Source organism: Xanthomonas sp. BRIP62411 (assembly GCF_003993525.1).
Classification (GTDB): Bacteria; Pseudomonadota; Gammaproteobacteria; order Xanthomonadales; family Xanthomonadaceae; genus Xanthomonas; species Xanthomonas euroxanthea.
Genome location: NZ_QEZI01000027.1, coordinates 17,040 through 35,345, shown reverse-complemented (window position 1 = coordinate 35,345; position 18,306 = coordinate 17,040). Strand labels below are relative to the sequence as shown.

Genomic DNA, 18,306 nt, shown 5'->3' with positions numbered 1-18,306 from the left:
CGGCGTGCTCAGCCATTGCTGCGTGGCACCACGGCCAGGGTCAGCCGCGACACGCACACGCGCTTGCCGGCCGGATTGTCGATGGTGATGTCCCAGACCTGGGTGCTGCGCCCCACATGCACCGCGCGCGCGGTGCCGGTGACCAGGCCATCGGTGGCGGCGCGCAGATGGTTGGCATTGATCTCCAGCCCGACGCACATCCGGGTGGTCATGTCCACGCACAGGTTGCCGGCGCTGCTGCCCAGGGTTTCGGCCAGCACCACCGACGCACCGCCATGCAGCAGGCCGTACGGCTGCCTGGTGCGCGCATCCACCGGCATGGTGGCGCGCAGCCAGTCGTCGCCGGCATCGGTGAACACGATGCCCAGATGTTCGATCAAGGTGTCGCGGCTGGAGGCGTTGAGGGCGGCCAGGTCGACGGGTTCGCGGAAGGTCATAGGCTGGGGATTGGGGATTGGGGGAATCGGGAATCGGGAATCGGGAATCGGGAATCGGGAATCGGGAATCGGGAATCGGGAAAGCATCCGCGGCGCTGGGGTTGGATGCAACTGCCTTGGCTGGCGCTACGAGCCGAGTTGCGACGGCGACTTTCAGCTAATGGCGGTGTGCGGCGCGCCGCCCATCTACGTCAGCGCACCGCGCCATTGCAGCGGTGCGGCACGCCACGATGCACCGGTTGCCACGCGCCGTCTCGATGCCGGCGCCGGGACCGGCGCCGCTGCGATCAGAGGATCGGCACCAGTCCCGCACCGAAGGCGGTCAGCATCCGTACCAGCAGCCACTTCGGGCCGACGTTGACCTCGGGGAAATCGCCTACCGCCACATAGCACTTCCGGAACTGCGGGTCCTGGCGCTTGAGCGGGAACGGGCAACCCGGCCCCGGCTGGAACTCGTAGTTGGTGGCGTAGCGCCAGGGCCAGAAATCCAGCACCGGCAAGGCTTCGGACACCTTGCCCACGCTGTAGTTCAATCCGCTCAGCACCGGCGGCTTTTCGCGCGGGGCCACGGTCCAGGCGTTTTCCGGCGCCACGTCGCGCGCGATGCTGGCCGCCAGCGCCTGCGCAAAGCGCGCATCGTCGATCACCACCGCCGCTTCGGTGTTGTAGTTCTCGCTGCGCGGATCGAAGTTGTGCGTGCCGATCACGCCGATGCGGCGGTCCACCACCAACGACTTGGCATGCAGGCCCATGCGCGCACCGGCACGGGTCACCGGCAGCGGCTTGTTGACCGCGCGCGTGCCCAGGAACGACGGCCGCGTCTCGGTGCGCAGCACGCGCCGATCGACCTCGCTGCCGCCGGGCGCGCGGCCTGCGCCGCCCCCGCTGCCGCGGATCGCGCTGCCGGCCGTGCCACCACCACCACCACCGCCACTGCCCCGCATCGCATTGCCGGCCGCACTGCCGCCGATCACCCGATTGACGCGACTATCGTCGTCGGCCGGCTCGGCCGCCTCCGGGTTGAACGGATCGGGCACCAGGTTGGCGTAGTCCACCGGCGCATTCAGCGGGAACGGCTTGAACTCGTAGACGTTGAAGCCCAGCTCGCGCATGTTGCGGCGTTTGAACTTGTACGACAGCGCATACACGATCGGGTTGTCGGTGGCGGCCAGGCTGTTGGTGGACACCACGATGCGTGGCGGCTGCGGGCGCTGGCGCAGTGCGCGGAAGATCGCCTGGGCCTGGTCGGACAGCACCAAGTAGGGCGTCTGCAGCAGCACTTCCTGCTGCGCATTGGCGATCAGGCCGTCCAGCTCGAGCGCGGTGGATACCGCCTTGGCGGTGTGTTCCTTGCGGTGCTTCTGCGGCAGGTCGGCCACATACAGCACGCGCTGCACCGGCATGGCCGGGGTCACGAACGCCTCGCGCACGAACTGCGGATCGCGCGCCTCCTGGTCGACCCGTTCCACCCGCTCGGGGCGGCGGAACGTGGCTGGCGGCATCTTCGGTGCGCCCTGTTCCAGCAGCAGGCGACCGACATCGTTCAGACGCTCGGCCGGAACGCTGCGGCGCGCGTGCCAGAACGCGTCGAAGTTGGCCGCCATCGCACGCACTTCCGGCCCGGCCAGGATCACGTCGCGGTCGCGGAAGTTGTACTCGCTGTCCCAGTCGTAATAGTCGTCCTGGTAATTGCGCCCGCCGACCACGCCGAGCACGTCGTCCACCACCAGCAGCTTGTTGTGCATGCGCTGGTTGAAGCGACGGAAGCAGCACACCACGCTGCCGGCATAGTCGAAGTAATTGAGCTTGACCTTGCCGAAGGTCGGGTTGTAGATGCGTAGCTGCAGGTTTTCATGGGTGCTGGCCAGCGCACCGAGAATCTGCAGATCGGCGATCGCCGAGAGCTGATCGATCAGGATGCGCACCTTGACCCCGCGCTGCGCCGCATCGGTCAGCGCATCCAGCACCATGCGCGCGCTGTCGTCCTTGTCGAAGATGTAGGTCTGCAGGTCGATGCTGCGGGTGGCACTGCGAATCAGGTTGAGCCGCGCCACCAGCGATTCTTCGCCATGGTCGACGATGGTGGCGTAATGCCGCGGCGCGGCCGGCGTGGAGGCGGTGATCGCCTCGCCACCCAGCGCGCGCAGCGGCGAGGGCTGGGCGCAACGATTGGCCTGCGTACAGCTGACAACGGTGCTGCGGGCGGCGGCAGCCACCCCGGCGGCACGGTTGCGTTCGATTTGTGACAGGCCGGCACATCCGGTGCCGAGCAACAGCGTTGCCAGCACAATCACCCTCAACAGGAACCTCACGGGCGCCGCGCCTCCTGCAGCCGCCCACGCAGAATGAACGTCACCCTGTCGCCCAGGGCCATCTGCCACGCATTCATTCCGTAACGTCCACGCAGGACCGTACCTCGACTGATCACATCGCAATCATAGCCCGGCCGCGCGCATTCAGCCGGCACCACATGCAGGGTCTCGACGTGGGTGATTCCGCGAATGGTCAGGTTGCCGGTGATGTCACCGCCCTTCTTCACCACCTCCTCGGCGTAGGGACGCGACTCGAATTCCACCACCGGATACTGCGCGACGTCGAAAAAATCCTCGCCGCGCATCCACGCCGTGTAGCGATCCTTGCCGGGAATTTCCACCTGCGTGGCATCCAGACGGAAACGCACCTGCTGGCGTCCGTCCGGCAATTCCGCCAGTTCACCGCGAAAGCGCGGAAAAAACCCCTCGATCTTCATGCCGAAGCGCGTCCTGATCTCGAACCCGAAGCGCGATTGCACCGGATCGATGGAATGCAGCTTCTGCTGCGCCACGCAGGGAAGAGCGACCCAGAGCGCGAGCCAGGCAAACCAGCGCAGCGACGATGGCACGGATCAAGGCCACCAGAAGGCGGTCAGGCGGGCGATGCCTGGTTCGATGGCCGCGTCTAGTGGCAATGCCAGCAGGGCGATCGCGGCGGTCGGCATGCCGCGGTAGTCGCCGGTCTGGCCGCTGTGCATCAGCGCCGCCAGCCGTTCCAGGCCCGGGTTGTGGCCGACCAGCAGCAGCCGCTCGGCATCGCGGTGTTCGTCCACCAGGCTGGCCAGGGTCCCGGGCGTGGCGTCGTAGATCCGTTCGTCCAGGCGTTGTTCGATATAACCGGTGAGCTCCAGCACCGCTTCCAGCGTCTCGCGCGCACGCCGCGCCGGCGAGCACAGCACGCGGTCGGGCACCAGGCGCTGCTCGCGCAGCCAGCGGCCGGCCGATTCGGCCTCGGCGATGCCGTGCGGGGACAGCGGGCGGTCCAGATCGGCCTGGCCGGTATCGGCCGGCTCGGCGTGGGCGTGTCGCAGCAGTATCAGTTCGCGCATGAAAACACTCCGGTCTAGGATTTCTTGAGCCACTTGAACAGCGGCTCCCAATCCTGTTGATGGTCGCGCACCTGCGCCGAGCGGTAATCGAACAGGCTGCGTCCCAGCCCGGCCATGACCACATAGGCCTGGGTGTCGCGCAGTTGGGACACCAGGGGATAGGGCCAGGCGCCGATCATCTCGGCAGCTTGCTGCGAGGTCTGGGTCCAGGGGCGGGCGCGGTTGAGCACCAGGCCCACCGGCAGCTTGCGCTGATGCACGCGCGGCACCTTGGCCAGCGTGTTGAGGAAGCCGACCACCGCTTCGATATCCAGCGCCGAGGACAGCACCGGCACCACGATGGCGTCGACGTGGTCGAGGAAGCCGCTCAGATCATCGGCCATTGCACCGGCCGGGGCATCGATGATCAGCTGGTCGGTGCCGTCGGGCACAGCGGCCTGCCAGTTGCGACGGCGGGTGGCATCAATCGGCAGCACCGCACTTTCCAGGCTGGCGCGACGCTGCGCCCAACGCGTGGACGAGCCTTGCGGATCGGCGTCGGCCAGCACGGTGCGCTGGCCCTGCAGGGCCGCATGTGCGGCCAGATTGGTGGCGATCGTGGTCTTGCCGACGCCGCCTTTGGAGGAGGCCACCAGGACTGTCTTCATGCACGCCTCGCTTCCGGGAGCAAGCCGGCAGCGTACACCGCGACGAAGTGAGGAAGTAGTCGAAAGGCGTTAAACGTCCCTCGGCAGGCGCCATCGCGCTGCAACATCGGCCCCGGCACGTGGCCGCTGCCGCATGCAACGACCACGCGGTTCAGCGGATCAGCGGATCTGGCTGCTCGCGGCGCCGGGCTGCCAGTCCGCCGGCGGTTGCGCGGCAAGGCCTTGACGCTGCAGGCGCGCGCGCAACGCCGGCACTTCGCCCTGCGTCAGGATCGCATCCAGTGCGGCAACCTGCGCATCGACCGAGGGTGCGCTGCGCTGCTGTTGCTGCTGCAGCCACTGCAGCTCCCGCATCCGCGCCTGCCAGCGGGTGGCGTCGGCGCCGCTGCTCAGTGCGGCCATGCCCTTGGTGCCGATCACGGCCGTGGTCAGGGTGGACTCGTCGTTGGCCACGTTGTTCAGCACGACCATGCACTCGTCGCGTAACGCGGGCGTGGTGGCACCTGGGTTGCAGCGCCGCATCAGATCGCCGAGCGCGGGGAGTGCATGTGCAGACCAGGTACCCATCACGAACATCGCCGCCATGCCGGCGCCCGTGGACGGAAACCCCTGGGCGTCGAGTTTCTCGCGCAAGCTGACCGAGGCCAGCGATGGCCATTGCACGCCGTCGTAGACGGCATAAAGGGCCTGGCCCAGCTCCAGCACACCGCTGTCGAAATGATCGGACTGCACGGCCGCCTGCCAGGCGCGTTCGGCGGCCGCCTGGTCGCCGCGGCGCTGTGCAGCCGCATAGGCGCGCAGATGCACGGCGGCATTGCCGGCATCGGTCTGCTCCAGGAACGCCCGCGCGGCGCCTGGGTCGCAGCGCAATCCTGGGGCACAACCGACCGCTTCCATCCGCGCCACCAACCGGTCGCGCGGCCGCGCGTCCAGGGCACGCTGCAGCCAGGCGCGCTGGATGGGTGCATAGCCTCCGTCTGCGGCCGACACTGCCTCGTCCTCGGCATCGATCCACAGCAGACCGGCCAGATACAGCTGCCTGGGCTCGCCGCTGGCCGCCATGCTGCGCAGGCGTGCCTGCATGGTCTGGCCGACCTGGCTCACCCAGTGAGTCATCAGCGGATCATCCGCCGGAACCGGGGGGGTGGCGGGCGATGCCGCCAGGGCGGACTGCGCCGCGAAGACGCCGCCAAGCCATAGCAGCGCAGTGGTGATCAAGCGATATCCGTGCATGTGTTGCTCCTGTCCGTGTGGCGCGCGCAATGGCGCGCGCCAGCATTTCACACGGGGTACGCCGCATCAAGCGGCCAGGCGCGCCAACAGCCAGGCCCATGCCGGCAGGGTCAGCAGCGACAGCAGGATGCTGTAGCCGACCATCGCCGCGGCCAGGCGCGGCGCCAGCCGGTGCGAGATGGCCAGCGCGGCGGCGGTGATCATGGTGGGCATGGCCGATTCGAGCACGTTGGTCTGCAGCATCGCGCCATGCAGGCCGAGCGCCCAGGACAGCGGCAATGCCAGCACCGGCATCACGGCCAGCTTGAAGACCAGGCCGACGGCCAAGGGTTTGAGTTCGTCTGCAGGCAGGCGCAACTGCAGCGAGAAGCCCACTGCCAGCATCACCAGCGGCAGCATCGCGTCGGCCAGGCTCTTCAAGCCCGAGCCGATCCAGGCCGGCGGCTGTTCCGGCATCACCGTCAGCGCGAACAGCAACGCCCACAGCGGCGGAAACCGCAGCACGCGCACCAGGATCAGCTTCGCAGTCGGCGGCGTGTCGCCGCTGTAGCGGGCCAGCACGTACAGCCCGAACGTGGACAGCAGCACGAAGGTGCCGAACTGGTCGTAGACCACCGCATACGGCAGGGCGTGATCGCCGATCAACGCGCGCACCATCGGAAAGCCGATGAAGCTGGAATTGGTGAACACCACGCACATCAGCAGCGCGGCGTATTCCTCGCGCTTGAACCGCAACAGCCGGCTGCAGCCCCACAGCAGCGGCACGATGAGTGCGGTCAGCAGCCACGGCGTGGCGATCACGCCACCGAGCGAGGCATCCAGATGCAGACGCGGCACATAGGTCAGCACCGAAGCCGGCAGGCAGATGTACAACACGATGCGATTGAGCACATCGGCGCTGTTGTCCGGCAACACCCGCAGGCGCGCGAACAGCAGGCCGAGCCCCAGCATCGCCAGAATCAACGCAAATGCATCCACCGCCATGGCGTGGTCAGGTCCGTGGGAAAGCGGCACTCAGCATCGCATAGTGGGCGTGTCGTGCCTTGATCAGCGACGGGCTGGATCGACGACGGGCTAAATCGACGAGCATGCCTATGCGTGGCGCAGATCGTTCGCTCAACGCCTGGCGACAGGCATGTCGAGGCTTGCCGCTTCTAGGATCCGGCCCATCACTATCGAACAACGCGAATCACGCACTACTCTTAACCATGTGCACCGACCATCTCGACTGGTCCTTGCCCCCCACCGTCGCGGGACCTTACGCGGCATGGATGCCGCGTAAGAGCCTACAAGGACGTACTTGCGGCGTGTCCTGCGATGGTGGGCGGGCAAGGGCCCTGCAGCAAAGCCGCAGATCAACCGCTCTACGATTGAGCCATCGCACGGACGACTGCCTCAAAAGACCGACCCTCTCGACTGGTCCTTGCCCGCTCACCGTCGCGGGACCTTACGCGGCATGGATGCCGCGTAAGAGCCTACAAGGACGTACTTGCGGCGTGTCCCGCGATGGTGGGCGGGCAAGGGCCCTGCAGCCAAGTCGCAGCCCATCCGCTCTACAGCTGACCTACACGCACAGGCCAGTCGCAAGTCGCGTTGGCCTGCTATTGACGGCCGCAAAGCCACGTAAGCGCTGATGCACCGCGGCGCGCTGCAAGGGCTTTCCGCAGCATCCCGCCGAGTTACGGAAATGCCGGCGGGTTCGCCTGCCATGCGGCAAAGACCTCGGCCAGCGTGGCGCGTTCGGCCTCGCGCCAGTCCGGCAGCAGGGTGGCGTAGCCGGCGGTGCTGCTCCAGCGATCCGGCCAGGTGCGCACGGCGGCGGCATACCACTCGACCGCTTCCTGCTTGCGCCCGGTGCGCCATAGCGCCAATGCCGCAGTGGTCGGCAGCCAGGCCGGCGCGGCCGGGCGGCCGTTGGCCAGGGTGGCCCACTGCTGCAAGGCCTTGTCGGCCTGGTCGGCGCGCAACAGATCCCAGCCGTAGTTCCAGGTGATGGCGCGGTACTGCTGGCTGCCACTGGAGACCAGCCCCAGGGCGCCCTGATAGAGCTCGTCGCCCAACTGCGTGCGTCCCCCCGCATAGGCCAGCGACGCCAGCTGCGCGCGCGGTTCGGCAGCGCGGGCGTCACGCTGCACCATCGCCGCCAAACGGTCGATCACTGCATCGCCCTGCCCCTGCACGGCCACCACCGGCTTGGTGGTGCCGCGATCTTCGTCGAAATAGAACTCCTTGGGCTTGGGCAGGTTCTGCGCCTGCGCCATCGACCACACGCCCCCGAGCAAGGCCAACATCGCGGCCCATGCGTATTTCCTTTTCACTGGCTTTATCCCCTGACAGCAAACGACCCTTCCCGTTCCCATCGTAACCGCAGCGCGGCGGCTGCGCATCCGCATGCAACGGGAGCGTGAAAGGCGACTGCTACACTTTGGGCCGCCGTTTTGGAATCCGTCGGGCGTGTCATCCGGTTTCGGATGACACGCGCCGGGTCCCAGCCACCCTTTCCGGGCACGCCATGACCAGTACCGCTGCACTCTCTTCTCCCGACGCTGCCAACACGCCGGAGCTCGGCCAGGTCGATGCGGATTACACGCTGGAGCACAAGTACACGCGCGCCGACGGGCGCATCTACTTGTCCGGCGTGCAGGCACTGGTACGGCTGCCGTTGATGCAACGCCTGCGCGATGATGCCGCCGGCCTTGCCACTGCCGGCTTTGTCAGCGGCTATCGCGGCAGCCCGCTGGGCGGCTTCGATCTGGAACTGTGGCGTGCGCGCAAGCATCTGGACGCGGCCAGGGTGACCTTCACCCCTGGCCTCAACGAAGACCTGGCCGCCACCATGGTCTGGGGCACCCAGCAGACCAACCTGTTCCCCGGCGCCAAGGTGCAGGGCGTCTACGGCATGTGGTACGGCAAGGGCCCGGGCGTGGATCGCAGCGGCGATGTGTTCAAGCACGGCAACGCCGCCGGTACCTCGCCGCATGGCGGCGTGCTGGCACTGGCCGCCGACGACCATGCCTGCCGCAGCTCGACCCTGCCGCACGGCTCGGAAGAGGAATTCGTCAGCGCGATGATGCCGATCCTCAACCCGGCCGGGGTGCAGGACATCCTGGACATGGGCCTGCTCGGCTGGGCGATGAGCCGCTATACCGGGCGCTGGGTCGGCTTCAAGACCATCGCCGAGACGGTGGAATCTTCCGCCTCGGTGGACGTGGATCCGTTCGCACGCAGCATCGTGCTGCCGGAGGACTTCGCGCTGCCGCCGGGTGGCTTGAGCATTCGCTGGCCGGACCCGCCGGTGGACCAGGAAATGCGCCTGCATCGCTATGCGATCGCCGCCGCACAGGCCTTCGCACGCGCCAACCGGATCGACAAAGTGGTGCTGGATTCGCCGCATGCGCGGCTGGGCATCGTCACCACCGGCAAGAGCTATCTGGACGTGCTGCAGGCGCTGGAATACCTGGGCCTGGATGCGCAGGCCTGCGCGCAGATCGGCATCCGCGTGTACAAGGTCGGCATGACCTGGCCGCTCGAGCCGGTGGGCATCAGCGCGTTTGCGCGCGGGCTCGACGACATCGTGGTGGTGGAGGAGAAGAAGGCCTTCATCGAGCGCCAGATGAAGGAGCTGTTCTACAACTGGCCGGCCAGCGCCGGTGCGCGGCCGAGCATCGTCGGCAAGTACGACGAGCAGGGCGAATGGATCCTGCCCTCCACTGGCGAGCTAACCCCGGCCACGATCGCGGCAGTGATCGGCAAGCGCATCCAGCGCTTTGCGCTGCCGTCCAGCGCGATGACCGAGTCGATCGAACAACGGCTGCGCTGGATGGAGACCAAGGAAGCCGAAATGGCCTTGCCGCGTGCGCTGTTCCCGCGCGTGCCGCATTACTGCTCCGGTTGCCCGCACAACACCTCCACCGCGGTGCCGGAAGGCGCGCGTGCGCTGGGCGGGATCGGTTGCCATTACATGGTGACCTGGATGAACCGCTCCACCGACACCTTCACCCATATGGGCGGCGAAGGCGTCACCTGGTCGGGGCAGGCGCCGTTCACCGAGACGCCGCACGTGTTCCAGAACCTGGGCGATGGCACCTATTTCCACAGCGGCTCGCTGGCGATCCGGCAGTCGGTGGCCACCGGCGTCAACATCACCTACAAGATCCTCTACAACGATGCGGTGGCGATGACCGGCGGCCAGCCGGTGGACGGCACGCTCACCGTGCCGGACATCGCGCACCAGCTGCGCGCCGAAGGCATCCACGCGATCATCGTGGTCAGCGACGACATCGGCAAATGGACGCGCCGGCGCGAGCGCTTCCCCAGCGAGGTGGCGTTTCACGATCGCAGCGAGCTGGATGCGGTGCAGCAGCATCTGCGCACGATCAAGGGCGTGTCGATCCTGATCTACGACCAGACCTGCGCCACCGAAAAGCGCCGCCGCCGCAAGCGCGGCAAGCTGATCGACCCGCCCAAGCGCGTGATGATCAATTCGCTGGTGTGCGAGGGCTGCGGCGATTGCGGCGAAAAGAGTTTCTGCGTGTCGGTGTTGCCCAAGGACACCGAATTCGGCCGCAAGCGGCAGATCGACCAATCCAACTGCAACAAGGATTATTCCTGCGTGTCGGGCTTTTGCCCGAGCTTTGTCACCGTGCATGGCGGTGCACCGCGCAAGGGCAAGCAGCGCGATGCCAGCGCATTGCTGGACAACCTGCCCGCGCCGCCGCAACGCACCACGCTGGAACAGCCCTGGAACATCCTGATCACCGGCGTCGGCGGCACCGGCGTGGTGACCATCGGTGCGCTGCTCGGCATGGCAGGGCATCTGGAAGGCAAGGGTGCCACGGTGCTGGACCAGACCGGGCTGGCGCAGAAGGGCGGCGCGGTGACCACGCATATCCGCATCGCGCGCCGGCCGGCCGATATCCACGCGGTGCGCATCGCCGCCGGCGAAGCGGACCTGGTGCTGGGCTGCGACATGGTGGTGGTCAACGATTACTGGGCCCTGTCCAAGGTGCGCGACGGCCGCACCCAAGTGGTGCTCAACACCTACGAAGCGATGCCGGGCAACTTCACCACCCAGCCGGATCTGCAGTTCCCCGCCGCCGAGATCATCGCCGGCGTGCGCACCGCCCTGGGCGGCCAGGAACCGCTGTTGCTGGACGCCACGCAACTGGCGACCGCGCTGCTGGGCGATGCGATCGCCAGCAACCTGTTCGTGCTCGGCTATGCCTGGCAGCACGGGCTGGTGCCGCTGTCGCATGCGGCCTTGATGCGCGCGATCGAGCTCAATGGCGCGGCGGTGGCGATGAACCAGCAGGCGTTTGCGTGGGGGCGACTGGCGGCGGTGGATCTGCCGGCGGTGCAACGCGCTGCCGGCCTGACCACTGCTGACACGTCTGTGCACCTGCACGGCGACACGCCTGCCGCGCGTGCGCCCGGCAGCTGGGAAGACCACGATCTCGGCGGACAGAGCGCGCCGCGTGCATTGGCGCGGACCGATGGCAGCACGCTGCATGGCGATGTCGATGCGCCGGTGCATCCGCTTGACGATGAGCAGCTGGCGCAGTCCTTGGACGAGGCGATTACGCGGCGCATCGCGTTCCTGACCGACTATCAAGACGCTGCCTACGCGCAGCGCTATCTCGGGCTGGTGGAGCGCGTGCGTGCGCAAGAGGCCCAACGCGCGCCCGGCAGCACGGCCTTGACCGAAGCTGTAGCGCGCTATGCCTTCAAGCTGATGGCCTACAAGGACGAATACGAAGTGGCGCGCCTGTACACGCGTGGCGACTTCCAGCGCCGGCTGCAGCAGCAGTTCGAAGGCGACTACACGCTGCGCTTCCACCTGGCACCGCCGCTGTTGGCCAGGAAGGATGCGCACGGCCATGCGATCAAGCGCGAATACGGGCCGTGGATGTTCACTGCGTTCAAGCTGTTGGCGCGGCTGAGATTCCTGCGCGGCGGCAAGCTCGATGTGTTCGGCTACAGCGCCGAACGGCGTGGCGAGCGTCAGCTGATTGCCGATTACGTGGCGACAGTGGACACGCTGCTGGAACGGCTGGATGCCGACAACGTCGGCCTGGCGGCGCAGATCGCCAGCATTCCCGAGCATATCCGTGGCTATGGGCATATCAAGCACGCGCACCTGGAGGAAGCCAAGGCACGCCAAGCCGTGCTGCTGGCGCAGTGGCGCAATCCCAAGGCCTTGCATGTGGTGCAGGCAGCCTAGACGACAGGGCGGCCAGGTCCGCGTTGCAGCGCTGGAACCTTGCGCGCGGATCGGCTGACGCTTGCCGGCAGTGCAGTAGCGACAGGCTCCTGTGATGAAGCTGGGAGATCGCGCCGGCGCCGCTGCGGCACAGCATCGCGTTTATGCACGGCAGCGGTCAGCACCTACCGGGTCGATGCGCTGTCGGTGCACCGCTCGGCATCATCGTCTGTCGAGCGCCAGCAGTCATGCACACGCAGGGCAGCGCCCATCATTCGAAATGCCGACCACGTATCAGACGGACCGGGCCACTCACCGTGCCCAGATCGACCACGTCGCCGCGCTGAGTGACCCGTACCACGTCCTTGCGGGCCAGATCGGCAGCAACGGCGCGTACCTGCGGCATCAGCGCACGCCAGCGGTTCTCGTCCCCGCTGAGCGCGCGGGCGACTTCGGACGGGCAGATCGACTGCCGCGGCAGCCGGCGCGCCAGCAGCGCGCGCATGGTCGCGGCGATCTGTCCGTCATCGATTCCTTGCACGCCAGGCGCGCGAGATCAGAGCGGACGCAACACGCGCAGGCCGAACCAGTCCTTGGCATCGTTCCAGCCGTGGGTGACCTTCAACCCGGCGGCAGCGGCGAGTTCGGCAAAGCGTGCGTCGGTGTACTTGTAGCTGTATTCGACCTGCATCGCTTCGCCGTCGGCAAACGCGAATTCCTTGCCGCCCACCTGCACGCGCTGTGCGCGCTGGCTGATCAGGAAGGTTTCGATACGGCCACGTTCGCGCGCGTACACCGCATGGTGGCGGAAGCCGTCCAGATCGAAGTCGCTGCCGATCTCGCGGTTGAGCCGCGCCAGCAGGTTCAAGGTGAACTCGGCCGTGACGCCGGCCGCATCGTTGTAGGCGGCCTCGATCAGGCCGGCATCCTTGTCCAGGTCGATGCCGATCAAGGCGCAGCCGTCGCTGCCCATGGTCTGGCGCATCGCATCCAGCAACTCGATGGCGGCAGCGTCGGTGAAATTGCCCAGCGTGGAGCCGGGGAAGAACACCAGATGCCGGCGCGCCGGGCGCTGCGCCTGCGGCAGCTGCAGCGGCTTGGTGAAGTCGGTGCACACCGGCAGCATCTGGATCTGCGGAAACTGCTGCGCCAGCCGCGCGGTGCTGTCGAGCAAGGCGGTGCGCGAGATTTCCAGCGGCGTGTAGGCCACTACATCGCGCAGCCCCTGCAGCAGCAACTCGGTCTTGCGCCCGCTGCCGCTGCCGTATTCGACCACGTGCACGCCGGCGCCGATGGCCTGGGCGATCGAGGCCATGCTGGCCTCCAGCAACGCCAGTTCGGTGCCGGTGAGGTAATACTCCGGCTGCCGGGTGATCGCCTCGAACAACTGCGAGCCGCGTGCATCGTAGAAATACTTCGACGGCAGCGTCTTGGGCGTTTGCGACAGGCCGGCCAGCGCGTCGGCGGTGATGTCGTCCGGTTGCGGGCGCAGGTCGGTCAGCGCGGCGTGCGCGCGTTGCATGGCGTGGGCGGCGGCGTTCAAGGCAGATCCTTGGCAAGGCGCACGCCGGCAAACTGCCAACGCGCATCGGAGGGAAAGAAGTTGCGGTAACTGGCGCGGACGTGGCTGGCCGGGGTGGCACAGCTGCCACCGCGCAGTACCCATTGCGCATTCATGAACTTGCCGTTGTATTCGCCCAGCGACCCGGGCCACGGCGCAAAGCCGGGATACGGCAGGTAGGCGCTGCCGGTCCATTCCCAGACATCGCCGAACAACTGCTGCAGGCCGGTATCCACCGTGTCGGCGCCGCGCGGATGCAGGGCATCGGTATCGACGAAGTTGCCCTGCACCGCCACACCGGTGGCGGCCTGTTCCCACTCGGCTTCGGTGGGCAGGCGCGCGCCGGCCCAGCGCGCGAACGCATCGGCTTCGAACAGGCTCAGGTGGCATACCGGCGCATGCGCATCGCGTGGGCGCCAGCCATCCAGGGTGAATTCGCGTCCGTCCGCGTCCCAATACAACGGGTGCTGCCAGCCTTGCGCCTGCACCATCGCCCAGCCATCGCTGAGCCAGGCACCGGCACTGCGGTAGCCTCCGGCGTCGATGAACTGCTGGAACTCGGCGTTGCTGACCACCCGATGCGCCAACGCATGCGCGCCGACCAGCACGCGGTGACGCGGCGACTCGTTGTCGTAGGCGAAGGCATCGGCCTGCGGCCATGCGGCCGCACCGATCTCCACGATCTGCTCGTCGCGCGCCTGCCAGCGCAGCGTGCTGGCGACGGCAGCAGGCGGAGCCGGCGCATCGCGATACGCCGGCTGCAGCGGGTTGCTCCACAGCGCATGCTTGATATCGGTCAACAGCAATTCCTGGTGCTGCTGCTCGTGCTGGATGCCGAGTTGCACGATGGTGCAGGCCTGCGCATCCAACGTCCCATCACCCAGGCGCTGCTGCATCTGCGTATCGACTGCGGCCCGGTAGTCGCGCACCTGCTGCAACGACGGCCGCGACAACACCCCGCGGCGCGCGCGCGCATGCATCGGGCCCACGCTCTGGTAGTAGCTGTTGAACAGGAAATCCCAGGCCGGGTCGAACACGCGGTAGGCCGGATCGGCCTGCAGCACGAAGCGTTCGAAAAACCAGGTGGTATGCGCCAGATGCCATTTGCTGGGGCTGGCGTCGGGCATGCTCTGCACCATTGCGTCTTCAGCGCTCAAGGGTGCGGCGAGGCGATCGCTCAGCGCGCGGGTCTGCGCGTAGCGTTCCAGCAGCGTCAACTGCCGTTGCTGGTGGTGGCCCAGCAGAGGTGAGAGTGCAGACATCGCCATATGCTTGAGGACCGCACGTGAACGCGCCGTGTCGGCAGCGTGGCAGCCAGCGGTAAGCTGTTGCCATGTCCTCTTTTTCTTTGTCCAGCCTGCTCCCCACGCCCGTCGCATGGGAACACCGCCAGCAGGCATTTGCGTTGCCTGGCGACATCATCTATCTGGATGCCGCCTCGCGCGGCCCGCTGCTGTGCGCGGTGCACACCGTTGCGCATCAGGCGGTGGATGCACTGGCCACGCCGTGGCGGCTGCCGTTCGATGCCTGGCTGCAGGACATCGAGCGTTTGCGCGCGCTCGCTGCCTGCCTGTTCGACGACGATGCCGACGGCGTGGCGATGCTGCCCTCGGCCGCACACGGCCTGGCGACCGCTGCACGCAATCTGCCGTTGCAACGCGGCGAGGCGGTATTGCTGCTGGACGGCCAGTTCCCTTCCAACCTGCTGATCTGGCAACGCCGCTGTGCCGAGGTCGGTGCGCACATCGTGGCGGTGTCCACGGCCGGTGGCGATGGCCTGACCGATGCTGTGCTGCAGGCCATTGCCGACACCGCGGCACTGCGCATCGTGACGTTGCCGCATGCGTACTGGGTGGATGGACGACAGCTCGATCTGGACCGCATCAGCGCCGCGGTGCACGCACGCGGTGCGGCGCTGGTGCTGGACCTGAGCCAGAGCCTGGGCGTGCTGCCCACCGAGCTGCCGCGCTGGCGGCCGGATTTTGTTGTCAGCGTCGGCCACAAATGGCTGCTCGGGCCGATGGGACTGGCCTGGCTATGGGTGGCCCCGCAATGGCGTGCGCAGGGCGTGCCGATCGAGGAGCACTGGATCGGCCGCGATGCCGGCAGCAGTTGGGAATTCCCGGTCGCCCAGGCGCCGTCCTACCGCAGCGGCGCGCGCCGGTTCGATGCCGGCGGCGTTGCCGATCCGTTGCGGATTGCCATGGCGACGGCGGCATTGCAGCAGGTCGCTGCCTGGCGCCCGGCGCGCATCGGGCAGGCGCTGGGCGCGCTCACCGCGCAGTGGGATGCGGCGCTGCAGGCACGCGGTCTGGGCAGCTGGTGCACGCCCGCGCACGCGCCGCATCTGACCGCCCTGCAGCCGCCGACACACCGGCTGGAGGCCGTGGCAACAATATTTGGCGAACGCGGGGCGATCTGCACGCGGCGGCACGGACGCCTACGTATCGCACCGCACCTGAGTGTCACCGGTGATGCGCTCTCAGCCCTGATCGCAGCGCTGCCAGAGCCATGACGCAGCGCCCGTAGGAGCGGACCCGGCCGCGACGGGGCCTTACCGAGCGTTGTCAGGCGTTGCCGGGATGACGCCATGTTTCGGTAACGCCCCGTCGCGGCCGGGTCCGCTCCTACGTGGTTAGGCGCGTTGGCTGAGGCGCAAGCCGCGCGGCGTGACCCAGCGCTCCAGGCCTTCGAACACCGCCTGCACGACCAGCGCGAGTACCGCTGCGGGAATCGCGCCTTCCAGGATCAGGCCGATGTCGTCCAGGCGGATGCCGGTGAGGATCGGTTGGCCGTAGCCGCCTGCGCCGATCAAGGCGCCCAGCGTGGCGGTGCCCACGTTGATCACCGCCGCGGTCTGGATGCCGGCCACGATGGTGCGACGCGCCAGCGGCAGCTCCACCCGCCACAGGCGCGTCCACGCCGGCAGCCCGATCGCCTGGGCGGTCTGGCGCAGCTCACGCGGGATGGCGGTCAGCCCGGCATGCGTGTTGCGCACGATCGGCAGCAGGCTGTAGAGAAACAATGCGGCAATCGCCGGCTTGGCGCCGATGCCGAACAGCGGAATCATGAAGACGAACACCGCCAGCGACGGCAAGGTCTGCAGCACGCCAGTCAGGGAGAGCACCACCTGCCCGAGCCGCGGCCGCCGCGCCGCCAGCACGCCCAGCGGCAACGCGATCAGCAAGGCAAACCCCAACGAGATGCCGACCAGGGCCAGATGCTCGCGCGTATGCCGCAGCAGGCGGCTGATGCGCGAGTCGGCTGCGGATGCGGGCGCCACGCCCAGCCATCGCGCCGCCACGGCCGCCTCGGACTGACGCTCCAGCTTCACCTGCGCGTTGAGCCGCTGCATGGTCGCCTCGTCGATGCGCCCCTGCAGCCCCTGCAATGCGTTGAGCATCGCCGGTGAGCGCTGCGCCAGGTCCTTGCGATACAGGAACACCGCCTGGTAATCGGGAAAGTAATGGCGGTCGTCGCGCAGCACCTGCAACCGGTAATACGGAATTTCCGCATCGGTGCTGTACAGATCGGTGACCTCGATCGCCCCGCTCTGCAGCGCGCGATACGCCAGATCGTGATCCAGCCCGGTCGCCGTCTGCGGCAGTGCATACGCGGCGCGTACGCCCGGCCAGCCGTCGGCGCGCTGCATGAATTCGTTGCTCAGGCCGATCGTGAGCGATGGATGCCGCGCCAGATCCGACATCGAGACGATGCCGAGCGCCTGCGCACGTTCAACGCGCATGCCGAAGGCATAGGTGTTCTGGAAGCCGAGCGAATCGGTCATCGCCAGCCCGCGCGCGTCCAGTGCGGCGCGCAGTTCGGCCTGGCTGGCCTTGGGCAGCTGCAGCAGTTCCTGCGCCAGCGTGCCGGTGTATTCGGCGTAGGCGTCGATCTGCCCGGTCTCCAGCGCGCGCCACAGGATGCGCGTACCACCGAGCTGCGCGCGGTGTTGCACGTCCACCCCATCGCGCTGCCCGGCGGCGGTGGCGATCTCGCCCAGCAGCACGGCCTCGGTGAAGTTCTTCGAGCCGATTGTCACCTGCGCGGCCTGCGCACCGACGCTTCCGATCAGCAATGCAATGGCGAGCAGCACGCGCGCGCTCATGCGGCGTCGCCGATGCTGCGCTGCGCAGTGAGAAAGCGCTGCACGAACGGATCGGCCGGCTGTTCCAGCAGGCTGCGCGCACTGCCCTGCTGCACCACCTGGCCGGCCCGCATCAGTACCAGGGTGTCGGCCAGGTAGGCCGCTTCGGCAACATCGTGCGTCACCAGCACCACGGTCTTGCCGAGCTGGGCGAACAGCGCACGCATCTGCGCCTGCAGGTCGTAACGCACGATCGGGTCGAGCGCGCCCAACGGCTCGTCCAGCAGCAAGGCCGGTGGATCCAGCATCAGCGCCCGGATCAATCCCACGCGCTGGCGTTGACCACCGGAGAGCTCGGCCGGATAACGCGCCAGCAGCTCCGGCGGCAACTGGCACAGCGCGCACAAGGTCTGCAGGCGTTGGTCGATGCGCTGCCGCGTCCAGCCCAGCGTCTGCGCCAGCAACACCACATTGCTGCGTGCATCCAGATGCGGAAACAGCCCGCCTTCCTGGATTACATAACCGATGCGCTGGCGCTGCGCCTGCAGGCCGGCGCGTTGCAGCGGCGCACCATCGAAAGCGACCGTGCCGCTGTCCGGCCATTCCAGCCCGACCAGCATCCGCAGCACGGTGGACTTGCCGGCGCCGCTGGGGCCGATCAAGGCGGTGGTGATGCCGCTGGCGAACTGCAGGGAGACGGTGTCGAGGGCAATGGCCTGGCCGTAGCGCCGGCTGACCTGGTCAAGAGTGAACATGCGCTCGAGCTTGCCGAACGCAGCGT

Annotated in this window: 15 protein-coding genes; 2 read left to right on the top strand and 13 right to left on the bottom strand. The window is 67.6% G+C overall.

Going from position 1 to position 18,306, the window contains the following annotated elements; translation table 11 throughout:
• Positions 1-8: 8 nt before the first annotated feature.
• From EO139_RS19720 to EO139_RS19680, 8 genes are all read right to left on the bottom strand, one after another.
• Complete coding sequence (locus EO139_RS19720; protein WP_115675620.1) at positions 9-437, bottom strand: hotdog fold thioesterase; 429 nt, start codon at positions 435-437, stop codon at positions 9-11.
• A gap of 287 nt (positions 438-724) precedes the next feature.
• Entirely contained in the window at positions 725-2,749 is a 2,025-nt protein-coding gene (locus tag EO139_RS19710) for a phospholipase D family protein (RefSeq protein WP_126972117.1), read from the bottom strand.
• On the bottom strand, positions 2,746-3,318 hold the full coding sequence (locus tag EO139_RS19705) for a YceI family protein (RefSeq protein ID WP_104585767.1): 573 nt from the start codon (positions 3,316-3,318) through the stop codon (positions 2,746-2,748). The genes EO139_RS19710 and EO139_RS19705 overlap by 4 nt, the downstream gene beginning before the upstream one ends.
• A 3-nt stretch (positions 3,319-3,321) precedes the next feature.
• Positions 3,322-3,798: a histidine phosphatase family protein gene (locus EO139_RS19700; protein WP_016904234.1), complete on the bottom strand. Its 477-nt coding sequence runs from the start codon at positions 3,796-3,798 to the stop codon at positions 3,322-3,324.
• Between the two features lie 14 nt (positions 3,799-3,812).
• Positions 3,813-4,445 (bottom strand): ParA family protein, encoded by a 633-nt coding sequence (locus EO139_RS19695; RefSeq protein ID WP_126972115.1) that lies wholly within the window; start codon positions 4,443-4,445, stop codon positions 3,813-3,815.
• Between the two features lie 159 nt (positions 4,446-4,604).
• Positions 4,605-5,678, bottom strand: coding sequence for a hypothetical protein (locus EO139_RS19690; protein WP_126972113.1), 1,074 nt, complete (start codon positions 5,676-5,678; stop codon positions 4,605-4,607).
• Positions 5,679-5,744: 66 nt separating this feature from the next.
• Entirely contained in the window at positions 5,745-6,662 is a 918-nt protein-coding gene (locus tag EO139_RS19685; RefSeq protein WP_119129269.1) for an AEC family transporter, read from the bottom strand.
• Positions 6,663-7,357: 695 nt separating this feature from the next.
• Complete coding sequence (locus tag EO139_RS19680; protein ID WP_126941678.1) at positions 7,358-7,996, bottom strand: tetratricopeptide repeat protein; 639 nt, start codon at positions 7,994-7,996, stop codon at positions 7,358-7,360.
• A gap of 194 nt (positions 7,997-8,190) precedes the next feature.
• Here EO139_RS19680 and EO139_RS19675 point away from each other — a divergent pair, with 194 nt between their 5' ends.
• Positions 8,191-11,898 (top strand): indolepyruvate ferredoxin oxidoreductase family protein, encoded by a 3,708-nt coding sequence (locus EO139_RS19675; protein ID WP_126941680.1) that lies wholly within the window; start codon positions 8,191-8,193, stop codon positions 11,896-11,898.
• 250 nt (positions 11,899-12,148) lie between these two features.
• Here EO139_RS19675 and EO139_RS19670 read toward each other — a convergent pair whose 3' ends face one another.
• Genes EO139_RS19670 through egtB form a run of 3 tightly spaced genes read right to left on the bottom strand, consistent with a single transcriptional unit; the run spans position 12,149 to position 14,706 of the window.
• Positions 12,149-12,418 carry a DUF3253 domain-containing protein gene (locus tag EO139_RS19670; protein ID WP_126972111.1) on the bottom strand — a complete coding sequence of 90 codons (270 nt, stop codon included), beginning with the start codon at positions 12,416-12,418 and terminating at the stop codon, positions 12,149-12,151.
• Positions 12,419-12,433: 15 nt separating this feature from the next.
• Positions 12,434-13,420, bottom strand: coding sequence for an L-histidine N(alpha)-methyltransferase (egtD, locus tag EO139_RS19665; RefSeq protein ID WP_126972109.1), 987 nt, complete (start codon positions 13,418-13,420; stop codon positions 12,434-12,436).
• Positions 13,417-14,706 carry an ergothioneine biosynthesis protein EgtB gene (egtB, locus tag EO139_RS19660; RefSeq protein WP_164739937.1) on the bottom strand — a complete coding sequence of 430 codons (1,290 nt, stop codon included), beginning with the start codon at positions 14,704-14,706 and terminating at the stop codon, positions 13,417-13,419. Before egtB ends, egtD begins: the two co-directional genes overlap by 4 nt.
• A 65-nt stretch (positions 14,707-14,771) precedes the next feature.
• On the opposite strand from egtB, the gene EO139_RS19655 reads away from it, so the two are divergent.
• Positions 14,772-15,953, top strand: a complete 1,182-nt coding sequence (locus tag EO139_RS19655) for an aminotransferase class V-fold PLP-dependent enzyme (protein ID WP_126972105.1) — start codon at positions 14,772-14,774, stop codon at positions 15,951-15,953.
• Between the two features lie 120 nt (positions 15,954-16,073).
• On the opposite strand, the gene EO139_RS19650 is transcribed toward EO139_RS19655, so the two are convergent.
• Together EO139_RS19650 and EO139_RS19645 are read right to left on the bottom strand one after the other, a co-directional pair.
• Positions 16,074-17,546, bottom strand: coding sequence for a glycine betaine ABC transporter substrate-binding protein (locus EO139_RS19650; RefSeq protein ID WP_126972103.1), 1,473 nt, complete (start codon positions 17,544-17,546; stop codon positions 16,074-16,076).
• Positions 17,543-18,280: an ATP-binding cassette domain-containing protein gene (locus EO139_RS19645; RefSeq protein WP_016901216.1), complete on the bottom strand. Its 738-nt coding sequence runs from the start codon at positions 18,278-18,280 to the stop codon at positions 17,543-17,545. The genes EO139_RS19650 and EO139_RS19645 overlap by 4 nt, the downstream gene beginning before the upstream one ends.
• Between the last annotated feature and the right edge of the window lie 26 nt (positions 18,281-18,306).